The sequence below is a fragment of the Lacinutrix sp. WUR7 genome (assembly GCF_016864015.1).
Classification (GTDB): domain Bacteria; phylum Bacteroidota; class Bacteroidia; order Flavobacteriales; family Flavobacteriaceae; genus Oceanihabitans.
Window position 1 is genome coordinate 2,964,007 of record NZ_CP045067.1, and the last position, 11,848, is coordinate 2,975,854.

The window sequence follows — 11,848 nt, forward strand, 5'->3', positions numbered from 1 at the left end:
AACTAAAACGTTATAGTTTCAAGATTATGTTAAATTATAAGGAAACCTTCCTTTTTTGTTAAATGTCTTTACTAACTTTACTAACTTTACTAAATAATAGATGAAAGTAATGGCAAAAACCATAAAAAAAATTGGTGTTATGACTTCTGGAGGAGATTCTCCAGGAATGAATGCTGCAATTCGATCTGTAGTTAGAGCATGTGCATATCATAATATAGAATGCTTTGGTATTTATAGAGGATATGAAGGTATGATAGAAGGTGATTTTATTAAAATGAATGCACGTAGTGTAAAAGGCATTATTAATAAAGGAGGTACTATTTTAAAATCTGCACGATCTAAAGAGTTTAGAACCAAAGAAGGTAGAGCAAAAGCACATCAGCAATTAGAAAAAGCTGGTATTGATGCGTTTGTTGTCATTGGTGGAGATGGTAGTTTTACTGGAGCAATGATCTTTAATCAAGAATATAATTTCCCAGTTATGGGGATTCCAGGAACGATCGATAATGATATTTTTGGTACAACACATACTTTAGGTTACGATACTGCACTTAATACCGTTGTAGAAGTAATCGATAAAATTAGAGATACTGCTAGTTCGCATAACCGTTTATTCTTTGTCGAAGTAATGGGTCGCGATGTTGGTCATATTGCTTTAAACGTAGGTGTTGGCGCTGGAGCGGAAGAAATTTTAATTCCGGAAGAAGACTTAGGCTTAGATAGACTTTTAGAGTCTTTAAGACGAAGTAAAAAATCTGGAAAATCTTCCAGTATCGTTGTGGTTGCTGAAGGTGATAAAATAGGAAAGAGTGTTTTCGAACTTAAAGATTACGTTGAAGAAAACATGACAGAATATGAAGTTCGAGTTTCCGTTTTAGGCCACATGCAACGTGGAGGAGCACCTTCTTGTTTCGATAGAGTTTTAGCAAGTAGAATGGGAGTAAAAGCTGTAGAAAGTTTATTAGACGGACATAGTAATTATATGGTTGGACTTAAAAACGATATAATAGATGTAACGCCATTTGATCAAGCAGTAAAAGGAAAATCAAAAATTAATATGGAACTCCTTAGAGTTTCCGACATCATGTCAATATAAAATTAAATATCAATTAAACGTGTGTCTATTAAAAGACCACATAATATCATTAAATAAATTATGTCAACATTAAAATTAGGAATTAACGGATTTGGTAGAATAGGAAGAATCGTTTTTCGTGCAACTGTAAAAAGAGCAAATGTAGAAGTAGTAGCAATAAACGATTTACTAGACGTTGATCATTTAGCTTACTTATTAGAGTATGATTCAGTTCATGGAAAATTTGATGGTACTATTGAAGTAAAAGACGGAAACCTTGTTGTAGACGGAAAAACAATTCGTGTTACTGCAGAAAGAGATCCTAAAAATTTAAAATGGGATGCTGTAGGAGCAGATGTAGTAGCAGATTGTACTGGTATTTTTACAACTTTAGAAACAGCAGATTACCATATTCAAGCAGGTGCTAAAAAAGTAGTTATCTCTGCACCAAGTAAGGATGCTCCAATGTTTGTAATGGGAGTGAACCACAAAACAGCAAAAGCTACAGATACTATTGTATCTAACGCATCTTGTACTACTAACTGTTTAGCACCAATTGCTAAAGTAATTGAAGATAACTTTGGTATTGAAGAAGCTTTAATGACAACCATTCACGCAGTAACTTCAACACAATTTACTGTAGATGCACCATCTAGAAAGAACTATAGATTAGGTCGTTCTGCAATGAATAATATCATTCCAACTTCTACAGGAGCAGCAAAAGCAGTAGGAAAAGTAATTCCAGAATTAGACGGAAAAATTACAGGGATGGCTTTTAGAGTACCAACTGTAGATGTATCTGTTGTAGATTTAACAGTGAAAACAAAAAAGGATACTTCTTTAGCAGAAATTAAAGCAGCAATGAAAAAAGCTTCGGAAGGAGAAATGAATGGTGTTTTAGGATATACGGACGAAATGGTAGTATCTCAAGATTTTGTAAGCGATGACAGAACTAGTATTTTTGATTCGGAAGCTTCTATCGAATTAAACCCAGGATTCTTTAAATTAATTTCTTGGTATGATAACGAGTTTGGTTACTCTAACAAATTAGTAGATTTAGCATTACACGTTAATTCACTATAATTAATTAAAATATTTTACAGCTGCTCATAGATTATGAGCAGCTTTTTTTTTACTTTTAGCTTATGATATTAATAGTTGATAGTGGTTCTACAAAATGCGATTGGATTGCAGTAGACGATAATGGAAAACAATGTTTTGAAAAAGTAAGAACCAAAGGATTAAATCCTGCCATTCTTTCAGAAAAGAAACTTAAAAAAACCATAAAAAGTAGTGATGTGCTTATGCAACATAAGAAAGATGTCACCAATATATATTTTTATGGAGCAGGTTGTGGTACCGAAAAACCCAAAATGCTATTAAAAGGTATTCTAGAATCTGTTTTTAAAAATGCAGTTGTAGATGTACAAGAAGATACCATGGCTGCTGTTCGTGCGACTTTAAATCATAAAGACGAAGCTGCTGTAGTTTGTATTTTAGGTACAGGATCTAACTGTAGTTATTTTGATGGAAAACAATTAGAGCAACGTGTTAATTCTTTAGGGTATACACTTATGGATGATGCTTCTGGTAACTACTATGGTAAGCAATTAATTAGGGATTATTATTTTAATCATATGCCAGAAGATTTAAAAGTAGCTTTTTCTAGTAAGTATAATTTAGAGTCCGATTACATAAAATATAACCTATACAAGCAACCCAATCCTAATGCATATTTAGCCGCATTTGCAGAGTTTATGTTCTTAAACAAAGAATCTAAATATGTAACAGATTTGATTAAATCAGGAATTCGATTATTTACAAGAAATATGATCTTTCAGTTTACAGATGTATTACCAAATGTACCTGTCCATTTTGCTGGATCTATTGCTTTTTTCTCACAAGACGAAATAAAAGAGGTAGCAAAAGAATTAGGTTTTACGGTTGGTAATTTTGAAAGAAGACCTATTGAAGGTTTATTAAAATATCACACAAATAATTTAAGTTAATGGAAATCGCAATCATTGCACATGACGGAAAAAAAGCAGAAATGGTTCAGTTTTTAAACGAACATAAAGATGTTTTGCTGCAAAAACAAATTTCCCTAATTTCTACAGGTACTACAGGAAAAAAAGTGAAAAAAGCAGGGTTTGAAGTTACTAGATTACTCTCAGGACCACTTGGAGGTGATGCACAAATTGCAGCTAGAGTCGCAGAAGGAAAATGTGATATGGTTTTGTTTTTTAGAGATCCGCTAGAAAAACATCCACATGAACCAGATGTGCTTATGTTAATGCGTTTATGTGATGTTCATGATGTTCCTTTAGCAACCAATCCTAGAACTGCTGAATTATTAATAAAAGGAATTATGTTGTAAGAATTTTAAAAATTAGAATTATCTTGTAACACATGAAAGACGATTCTTACCAAGATAAAAACACCACAAATAAATACGATACTATAATAATAGGCTCCGGAGTTGGAGGCTTAACTTCTGCTATATGTTTGGCTCGAGCAGGACAAAAAGTTTTAGTTCTTGAACAGCATGATGTTCCTGGTGGTTGGTGTCATAGTTTTTATTTAAACGGTTACCGTTTTACTCCTGGAGTACATTATGTAGGTTTAATGAGTCCTGGCGAATCTTCCAATCAATTATATTCCGGATTAGGTATTGCTAATGATATTGGCTTTTATAGAATGAATCCGAAAGGGTTTGATCATTGTTGGATTGGCGAAGAGCGATTCCACTATTCTGCAAATTGGGATGAATTTGAACAAGATTTAATTGCCCGTTTTCCACACGAAAAAAAAGGAATCATAAAATACTTAAAATTGATTCGAAATGTGGGTAGACAGCTACAGCTAATTCCTAAGGTTAAAGGTTTATGGCAACAGTTAACTATTCCGTTTCGTACCAAACACATGGGGAAATATTCTCCTTTTACATTAAAACGTGTTATCAATTGGCATGTTAAAGATCCTTTACTTCAAAATATTTTAAACATTCAGTTTGGAAACCATGGATTACCTCCTGGAAAGGCGAGTTTTATTATGCATGCTGCTATTATGTGTCATTATGCCGAAGGCGGATTTTACCCAATGGGTGGAGGAGGAGCTTTGGTAAAAGCAATGACCAATAAAATAAAAAGCCATGACGGAAAAGTAAAAACAAGCACTTCTGTAAAACGTATTTTAGTAGAAGGTAACAAAGATAAAAAGGCTGTAGGAGTAGAGTTAGCTTCTGGTGAAAAGATTTTTGCAAACCGTATAATATCGAATGCAGATCCTGCAATTACCTATTTTGACCTTATAGGAAAAGAACATTTAAGTAAAAAGATTTTAAATAAATTAAACAAGACCACTTATTCTTGTACTTCATTAATGCTGTTTTTAACGGTCGATATGGATGTGAAAAAAGTAGGATTAGATTCTGGAAATATTTGGAGAATACCAAACCAAGATATGGATGATTCTTATGCCGATATGCAGAAAAAAGATATTTTAGAAGGCGAAGAGTTTTCCGGAATGTTTATTAGCTGTACATCGTTAAAAGATCCAATAAGTTTTGATGGTCGTTACCATACGCTGGAAGCGATAACCTATATTCATTATGATGCCTTCGAAAAATTTAAAGAGGAAGAGGTAGAACGTTCCCCAGAATATTTAGCTTTTAAGGAACAAATTATGGAAAAGTTTTTAGTGACTTTAGAAAAAGTAATTCCTGGTATAACAGCAAAAATTGTACATAAAGATTTAGGAACACCAATGACCAATGAGTTTTATATAAATTCTACGGAAGGAAGTGTTTATGGAACCGAAAAAAGCTTACGTCATATTGGACCTTTCTCTTATAAGCCAAAAACAGAAATTGAAAACTTATACATGTGTGGCGCATCTATTGCAGCACATGGCGTAACCGGAGCTGGTTATTCTGGGGTGCAAACGGCGGCGACTATTTTAGGTTGCATGCAAGACGATTTATTAAAAGAAGACAACACACAAGAACTTCGAATTTTTGAAGCAGAAGATGCTTCTAATTATCCAGATTGGATGCTTAAAAAAATAGAAGTTAAGAAATTGCGTTTAGCTAAAAATGATGTGTTTGCAAATGCAGATAAATAGACTTTTGCTAACAAATGGCTCTCCTCTTATTTTAAGAGGAGAATGAATTTTATTTTTTTTAATAGAAAGAAAGAGGAGTTTATATAGTATAAAATAGCTTCGCATTTTAAGTCAAACTCTCCGATTCCGTAAAAACGGAACCACCTCTCTTTAACTAAAGAGAGGAACAAGTGTTAACTATAATTATTGTAAAAATTTGACTTTCATCTTGTTTTAAGAGAGAATGCATTTAATTGTTTTTTTTGAAATGGACAGATAACGGAGTTAAAATTACTCTCGTAATAGTTCCTTCCTTTAGCTAAAGGAAGGTGGATTTTGTGTAAGCAAAATTCGGAAGGTTTGACAAAAAAGAGAGAAACGATTTTTTAATTAGATTAAATCTTTTTTTACTATAAATAAATATGTTTTTAAAATAGCTTCGGATTTTAGGTAAAACTCTCCGATTCCGTAAAAACGGAACCACTTCTTTTTAACTAAAGAGAGGAACAAGTGTTAACTATAATTATTGTAAGAATGTAGTTTGCTTATTTGAATAGGAGTTAAAACTTTTATTTTCTCCTTTTACTCAACATTTTTAAATACAAATTCTCCACTTTGGTTCTAGCCCAAGGCGTACGTCTTAAAAACTTTAAACTAGATTTTACCGAAGGATCATCCGTAAAACATCTAATTTTTATGGTATACCCTAAATATTCCCAACCATAATGCGCAACCAATTCATTTATGATTTGCTCTAGTTTAACACCATGTAAGGGGTTGTTGGGTTGTGTACTCATAATGAATTCGGTTATAAGGCTGGTTTGCTAACTTTTCCTGTAATCACTAATCCAATTCCAATACCAATTAACACTCCAGAAATAAAATCAGTAGCATCGTTTTCTAAAGTGAACTGAATTATAATTCCGATAACTAATAGTACTAATCCTATAATTCTTGTTTTATTCATAGTTTTTTTTCTTTGAAAGCGTTACGAAACAAAAAGTAACTATTCCACTAAAGCTTTAATCTTAACTGCTTTTTCAAAATGATCTAACTTATGTGTCATTATCCACCAAGTAGCAGCTTCCATTAGTAATTCAGGATTGTCATTTTTATTTGCAAAGAATGCATAAAAAGACAATCCTACATTATCACCTTTTTGCTGTATTTTTTGATTACAGACTTTAATTATTTTTTCCTTTAAAGCTTGAGTCACTTTATTTGCTTTTGTTTAACGGCTACGTCTTGAGTTTCCGCTTTTATTTCTGTTAGAATTATTGCTAGATTTGTTAGAGGAAGCTTTTCCTTTACTTCTAGAATTCGAATTTCCACCTCCAGAGTTTCTCCCTCTTCCTTGTCCTTGTTTTGCTGGCTCTTTTGGTTCGTTAGGATCTGGTTCAAAACCTTCTAAAGTTTCCGATGGAATTTTCATTCCTACTAACTTTTGAATGTCATTTAAATAACCTAGTTCTTCCGTACAAACTAAAGATAAAGCTTCTCCTTTTGCTCCAGCACGACCTGTTCTACCAATTCTATGTACGTAATCTTCAGAGATATTTGGTATCTCGTAATTAACAACATGTGGTAATAATGGGATATCTAATCCTCTGGCAGCAATATCTGTAGCAACAAGTACATTTATTTTTCCGCTTTTAAAACCAGCTAATGCTTTTGTTCTTGCTCCCTGACTTTTATTTCCATGAATGGCAGCGGCAGGAATATTTGCTCCTAATAATTTTTTAGTTAAATTATTAGCACCATGTTTGGTACGTGTAAATACTAAAACTTGATCCCATTGACCATCAATAATTAGTTGTAATAATAAAGCAGCTTTTTTTGCTTTAGCAACACGATATACTTTTTGGTTAATAGCATCTACGGTTGTGTTTTCTGGTGTAGCTTCTACTTGAACAGGTTGGTTTAAGATACCATTTGCAAGTTTTTTAATGTCTTTACTAAAGGTAGCCGAAAACATTAAATTCTGCCTTTTAGCAGGCATTAACTTCATAACACGTTCAATATCTCTTAAGAATCCCATGTCCAGCATTCTATCTGCTTCGTCTAAAACAAATATTTCTACACGCTTTAAAGATAATAAGCCTTGGCTTTCTAAATCTAATAAACGACCAGGAGTTGCGACTAAAACATCGACACCTTGACGAATGGTTGCTGCTTGTGGTTTTTGGTTTACTCCACCAAAAATTACAGCAGATCTAATATTTGTAAATTCACTGTATTCTTTAACGTTAGCATACACTTGTGCAGCTAACTCACGAGTTGGAGTTAATATTAAAGCACGAATTGGTCTGTATTTTTCTTTCGGATTTTCTGAAAGTAAATGTAATAGCGGTAATGTGAAACCTGCGGTTTTACCTGTTCCTGTTTGTGCCGAAGCTAAAACATCTGCTCCTAATAAAATTGGAGGAATTGCTTTTTGTTGAATTGGACTTGGAGTAGTATATCCTTTTTTCTGGATTGCTTTCAATAAGGCTTCTGATAAGCCTAAAGATTTAAATGACATATAATAAATTTGGTGAATGACAGATTTAATAAGTCATTCTAATGTAGTGCAAAGGTACATTTAATTTATTTGTGATTTTCTTTTTTTTTGAAACCAATATTTATTGCTTTCATATTTGAATATATCTGAAAAACTAGTAGTTTTTGTAATATTTATAGGCTTAAATACCTTCTTACAAAGGAGGTGAAAAGGGAACTAGTTTACTTATATATGCAAGAACCTGAAGCCCTGTTGCCCGAAAAACGGTTTCTGTAGGTGTGCTAGCCACAATGTCTCTTGCTACAATCATAGATTGCGGAATCAATGAGAAGTTTCCATTATTGTTCGTGAGTTTTCCATTTGATAAAGATCCTGCTCCTTGAGGGGTTTTCCAACCATCCAACTCGAAGAGTGAAGATACAAGCCATGGACGTGTTATATCAATACGTGAAAATGTAATGGTAAGACGCACTGGTGGATTAGTATCTGCCACAGGAATAGTTAATAATGGCCAGTTTATTTTTGCGGTAGGATCTACCCAGTTTTCTGGACTGGTATACGATGGGTGATAGGAGATACCAGGATTGCTAACACTTGCTAGTGTAGATCGTGTAAAGATTAAATTTGCCTCATGAAATGAATTTTCTACAGAACTCGTTGTTTGTAAATTTGGATTACTAGGGGTAGTAAGGACATCTACTTTTTTTAATTCTTTCCACGCTTTGCGTTTAGCCTTATCCAATTGTGAAATGGGGTCCTCTGTATTTTCTGTTTTTTTAGAACGTGTATTAACTTGTGCTTTTTTATTTGCCAAACGAAAGGCAAGAGCTGCTGCTGCTGCATTACTGTGAGCAATTTCTAGGTTTTTCTTTTTTATAGATTCGGGAGTCATTCGTAAGGTTTTTATCTTTGAATTATCGGGAAGAGAAACTACAACTTCTTTTCGTTCTTCCAATTCAGATCTAACATTTTGTAAAAGAGCTACTTTTTCATTGGTACTTTTTGAACTGGTTTGCGCACTTCTAGTACCTGAGGATGACAAATCAGCATCTGCACCATTTAACATGAATGCATACATAGTCTCCACGTTACGTCCAGATTTACTATACGAATTACTAATATTAGGAATGGGATCCACTAGAATAGAAAGGTTTTCGGTCGCTGCCATTACTCCGTTAGGATTTGTAGGTGACCATGCATTACCGTATTGGTTTTCATCGATTATTTGACAAGGCCATAATCTCCCCATTACAATTTCTTCATTCTGATATGGAGAGGAGGATGGATCACCAGATGTGTCTGCATAAGCAGCAAGAACTGTGTCGAATATCGTATTTTGGATTGCAGTTATTAAATTCATTTTATTTGTATTTTATGGATAGTCTTTATTTTATATAAAAAAGCCTGGCCGTTTTTTAACAGCCAGACTCTGCTGATCATTTTATTATTCCGAATTTATTCCGGTGGACTCTCATGTAAAACGGTATTAATCCAACCAATTATTTGAAGACCATCACTTTTAATGGTGGTTCCGTCAAATTTTGTTGTGTTTGTCATATCACGACTTGAGCTTTCATAATTACCGCTAATACGGAATGGGCCCCAACCAAAAGAAGCTTTAGTCTCTAGTTTGCTTGTAATAAGATCATAATCTTCTTTTCCCCACTTTGCAGTGATTTGTAAATCACGAACAGCAATGAATGCAGTTGGTAATATTGGCATCATCTTTCCTTTTTGATCCTTTGTTCCGTTGGAAATACTACCTTTAGGTCCGGCTTGTTTAATATTCCAACCACCAACATCATATAGTAATTGATTCATCCAAGGACGATCAATTTCTACACGAGTGTATTTAAATGAAATTTTTAAATCCGAGGTTTCTTTGTCCATACTTTCGTGGCCTTCTTCTTTGCTAAAACTAGCACTTCCAGACCATAATCCCCAAGATGCCGAAGCGCCTCCACCATATTTCTTGAAATCAGAATGCTCTTGAATTTTTGTTTCTTCAGAGCTAACTGCCATGTCCGTCCAAGTATTCGCTGCCGCTGGTGCAAACCATGCTGCAGGACGTGCGTAACTAGGATGAAATTTATCCCCAGCAGTTTTCACACTGGATCTCTGAATTGTATAAAAGTTATTTTTCGCATCTTCAAATAATTGTCCAACCTGATTGGAAGAACTTTGTGACAAGGTGGCTAGATTATCTTCCGTTTTTGTCTTCTGAGCTGCAATCCAATCATTCATTGCTGTATCTACTTTCTCTTGAAGATTTGGTCCAAGAATAGACCATTTACGCTGGTCTTCTGGTTTACTCATATCTAAGAGTAGATATTGGTTTAGGAAGCTTGTAGAAGCCGACAGATACGCATCTTTTTTACGTTTATAGTTAGCGTAAACTGGCGAATCTCCTTCCGTTTTAATTGCTGCCCCTGTGTTATCGTCGTATCCATCTACCATTGCTGTGAGGTAAGCCTTAGCCTTTTTATACGCTTTTTTTGCTTCCTCTGATGGTTTAGGAGGAACAACCGTTGCATTAACCACCAATTCCTGAACTTCAGAGACTTTCTTTCCACTTGAAGAATACCCTACATTAATTAAAGGAATTGGATCTACAAGAGCACTAAAAGTTTCTAGAGCTTCTTGGCTTCCTGATGGGTTTGCAGGACTCCATGGGTTCGCAAATGTAGCCATGTCAATTGCTTGACCAGGCCAGTTCAACATAAGAACGGTTTTTTCCGCCTCGCTTCCAGCTTCTCCTCCAGGAGGTGTACCTGTAAACACTCCAAAGAGTGAATCGTACAAAGTTTGTAGCATTTTTTCTTGATCTACTGCCATAATTTAAAAGATTTATGTGTAAATCAATAAGCTTATAACTATTTGATTTACAGATTAATAGTTTTACTAAATTACAGTAATACACCAATCGAATTATAGGTGGAAATACGCAAATTGAAATGTCGGTAGAATTACGTAAATAAAATTTGTCAAGTTTTTTTTTACATAAAAAAGGATTTCAATAGATCCTATTACTTCTTTTATCTTAAATTTCTATATCTGTGATTGCGATAGTAGATATGATTTTTTTAAGTGAAGACTATGGAAAGTACTCTTTATATTTGATTGCAAATATCTAACTATAATAAAAGATTTTTTTTGTGAATTTTTACATCGTTAGAATCCAAAGATGATAATAATATAAAAACCTCACGAAGTCGCTTTGGGTAACTGTCTCGTGAGGTTCTTATTGTAATTATATAACGGTTATTTAATATCTCTTACTCTTGTACTGGTTTTAAGCTTTTGTTGCTTAACGGTTTTACCATCTTTTTTATAGTAGTAAAAATCATCGTTATTATAGTCGTTGTGATCGTTATCCCAATCATTATGGTTATCAAAATGATTTATAGAGCAAGAGCTCATTCCACAAATACCACAACCTTGATTGCTATAATTAACATGACCATTCATACCAATTACATATCCACTTCTATCATAACGTATATGTAAACCGCCAACTTGATCTAACATTCCGTATCTGTTATAGTTAATATATACAGAACCTAATCGTTTTACTTGTCCTTCTCTGTAATAGTTAACAAATACATTTCCAATTCTTCTAACTTTTCCATCTCTATCGTGTGTTACAATAACGCCACCTCTTGGGATGTTAGATTGTGAATAGGTTACTCGAGTTCCAGGAGCTCCAAAAGTGCTATTTACACTTCTTGTACGTGTACTTGTTATAGGAGTTCTAGTACGTGAATTTGTAGTTCTATAATAAGAATCTCCATTTGTGTAGTCTAGATTTGTATTAAAATCAAAACTTCCATCAGGAAAGATTAAGAACTCCACTCCACGTTCTACAAACTGAATTGGTTGTGCAAAACTGTAGCGTGAAATATTTAAATCTTCACCTTGTTTTTGTGTTGCAGTAATTTTTTCTGCTGCTGTTACAGATGTTAATGTCATTAACACTCCTGTAAATAATAGTACTAATTTTTTCATAGTATTCAGGTATTAGATTATGCCTACTCATTTAGCTTTTCGGCCTACGCTATTTGTTTTGTAAGTTTCAATTGTCGTGCCAAAATTGTATACGTCTAATTGTTAGGTTTTTAGGTGTGTTATTTTATTGGTTTCTTTTTTATATTTTTATGCAAACCAACCAAATA

General features: G+C 33.8%; 12 protein-coding genes. 5 read left to right on the top strand and 7 right to left on the bottom strand.

Annotation, left to right across the window (positions count from 1 at the left end; translation table 11 throughout):
• Positions 1 to 109 precede the first annotated feature (109 nt).
• The 5 genes from pfkA to FG167_RS13000 all read left to right on the top strand — a co-directional run bounded on the left by pfkA (position 110) and on the right by FG167_RS13000 (position 5,197).
• Complete coding sequence (pfkA, locus tag FG167_RS12980) at positions 110 to 1,096, top strand: 6-phosphofructokinase (RefSeq protein WP_203458666.1); 987 nt, start codon at positions 110 to 112, stop codon at positions 1,094 to 1,096.
• Positions 1,097 to 1,156: 60 nt separating this feature from the next.
• Complete coding sequence (gap, locus tag FG167_RS12985) at positions 1,157 to 2,158, top strand: type I glyceraldehyde-3-phosphate dehydrogenase (RefSeq protein ID WP_203458667.1); 1,002 nt, start codon at positions 1,157 to 1,159, stop codon at positions 2,156 to 2,158.
• A 62-nt stretch (positions 2,159 to 2,220) separates the two neighbouring features.
• Positions 2,221 to 3,084, top strand: a complete 864-nt coding sequence (locus FG167_RS12990) for an N-acetylglucosamine kinase (protein WP_203458668.1) — start codon at positions 2,221 to 2,223, stop codon at positions 3,082 to 3,084.
• Positions 3,084 to 3,452, top strand: coding sequence for a methylglyoxal synthase (locus tag FG167_RS12995; RefSeq protein ID WP_203458669.1), 369 nt, complete (start codon positions 3,084 to 3,086; stop codon positions 3,450 to 3,452). The genes FG167_RS12990 and FG167_RS12995 overlap by 1 nt, the downstream gene beginning before the upstream one ends.
• 32 nt (positions 3,453 to 3,484) lie before the next feature.
• The gene (locus FG167_RS13000) at positions 3,485 to 5,197 is read left to right on the top strand and encodes an NAD(P)/FAD-dependent oxidoreductase (protein ID WP_203458670.1); all 1,713 of its coding nucleotides are present in this window, start codon (positions 3,485 to 3,487) and stop codon (positions 5,195 to 5,197) included.
• 548 nt (positions 5,198 to 5,745) lie between these two features.
• Here the strand turns inward: FG167_RS13000 and FG167_RS13005 are convergent.
• The 7 genes from FG167_RS13005 to FG167_RS13035 form a co-directional block, all read right to left on the bottom strand.
• On the bottom strand, positions 5,746 to 5,973 hold the full coding sequence (locus FG167_RS13005; protein WP_203458671.1) for a VF530 family DNA-binding protein: 228 nt from the start codon (positions 5,971 to 5,973) through the stop codon (positions 5,746 to 5,748).
• 11 nt (positions 5,974 to 5,984) lie between these two features.
• The gene (locus FG167_RS13010) at positions 5,985 to 6,143 is read right to left on the bottom strand and encodes a hypothetical protein (protein ID WP_161804640.1); all 159 of its coding nucleotides are present in this window, start codon (positions 6,141 to 6,143) and stop codon (positions 5,985 to 5,987) included.
• Positions 6,144 to 6,182: 39 nt separating this feature from the next.
• Positions 6,183 to 6,392: a DUF6500 family protein gene (locus FG167_RS13015; RefSeq protein WP_203458672.1), complete on the bottom strand. Its 210-nt coding sequence runs from the start codon at positions 6,390 to 6,392 to the stop codon at positions 6,183 to 6,185.
• A 15-nt stretch (positions 6,393 to 6,407) separates the two neighbouring features.
• Complete coding sequence (locus FG167_RS13020; protein WP_203458673.1) at positions 6,408 to 7,697, bottom strand: DEAD/DEAH box helicase; 1,290 nt, start codon at positions 7,695 to 7,697, stop codon at positions 6,408 to 6,410.
• Positions 7,698 to 7,869: 172 nt separating this feature from the next.
• Positions 7,870 to 9,036 (bottom strand): hypothetical protein, encoded by a 1,167-nt coding sequence (locus FG167_RS13025; RefSeq protein ID WP_203458674.1) that lies wholly within the window; start codon positions 9,034 to 9,036, stop codon positions 7,870 to 7,872.
• 95 nt (positions 9,037 to 9,131) lie between these two features.
• Positions 9,132 to 10,511 (bottom strand): hypothetical protein, encoded by a 1,380-nt coding sequence (locus FG167_RS13030; RefSeq protein ID WP_203458675.1) that lies wholly within the window; start codon positions 10,509 to 10,511, stop codon positions 9,132 to 9,134.
• Positions 10,512 to 10,937: 426 nt separating this feature from the next.
• Positions 10,938 to 11,681 (bottom strand): hypothetical protein, encoded by a 744-nt coding sequence (locus tag FG167_RS13035; RefSeq protein ID WP_203458676.1) that lies wholly within the window; start codon positions 11,679 to 11,681, stop codon positions 10,938 to 10,940.
• Positions 11,682 to 11,848: the final 167 nt, after the last annotated feature.

Excerpts from the sequence above, each read along its gene's own strand:
- pfkA (WP_203458666.1), top strand. The coding sequence starts at position 110 with ATGGCAAAAACCATAAAAAAAATTGGTGTTATGACTTCTGGAGGAGAT.
- gap (WP_203458667.1), top strand. The coding sequence starts at position 1,157 with ATGTCAACATTAAAATTAGGAATTAACGGATTTGGTAGAATAGGAAGA.
- FG167_RS12990 (WP_203458668.1), top strand. The coding sequence starts at position 2,221 with ATGATATTAATAGTTGATAGTGGTTCTACAAAATGCGATTGGATTGCA.
- FG167_RS12995 (WP_203458669.1), top strand. The coding sequence starts at position 3,084 with ATGGAAATCGCAATCATTGCACATGACGGAAAAAAAGCAGAAATGGTT.
- FG167_RS13000 (WP_203458670.1), top strand. The coding sequence starts at position 3,485 with ATGAAAGACGATTCTTACCAAGATAAAAACACCACAAATAAATACGAT.
- FG167_RS13005 (WP_203458671.1), bottom strand. The coding sequence starts at position 5,973 with ATGAGTACACAACCCAACAACCCCTTACATGGTGTTAAACTAGAGCAA.
- FG167_RS13010 (WP_161804640.1), bottom strand. The coding sequence starts at position 6,143 with ATGAATAAAACAAGAATTATAGGATTAGTACTATTAGTTATCGGAATT.
- FG167_RS13020 (WP_203458673.1), bottom strand. The coding sequence starts at position 7,697 with ATGTCATTTAAATCTTTAGGCTTATCAGAAGCCTTATTGAAAGCAATC.
- FG167_RS13025 (WP_203458674.1), bottom strand. The coding sequence starts at position 9,036 with ATGAATTTAATAACTGCAATCCAAAATACGATATTCGACACAGTTCTT.
- FG167_RS13030 (WP_203458675.1), bottom strand. The coding sequence starts at position 10,511 with ATGGCAGTAGATCAAGAAAAAATGCTACAAACTTTGTACGATTCACTC.
- FG167_RS13035 (WP_203458676.1), bottom strand. The coding sequence starts at position 11,681 with ATGAAAAAATTAGTACTATTATTTACAGGAGTGTTAATGACATTAACA.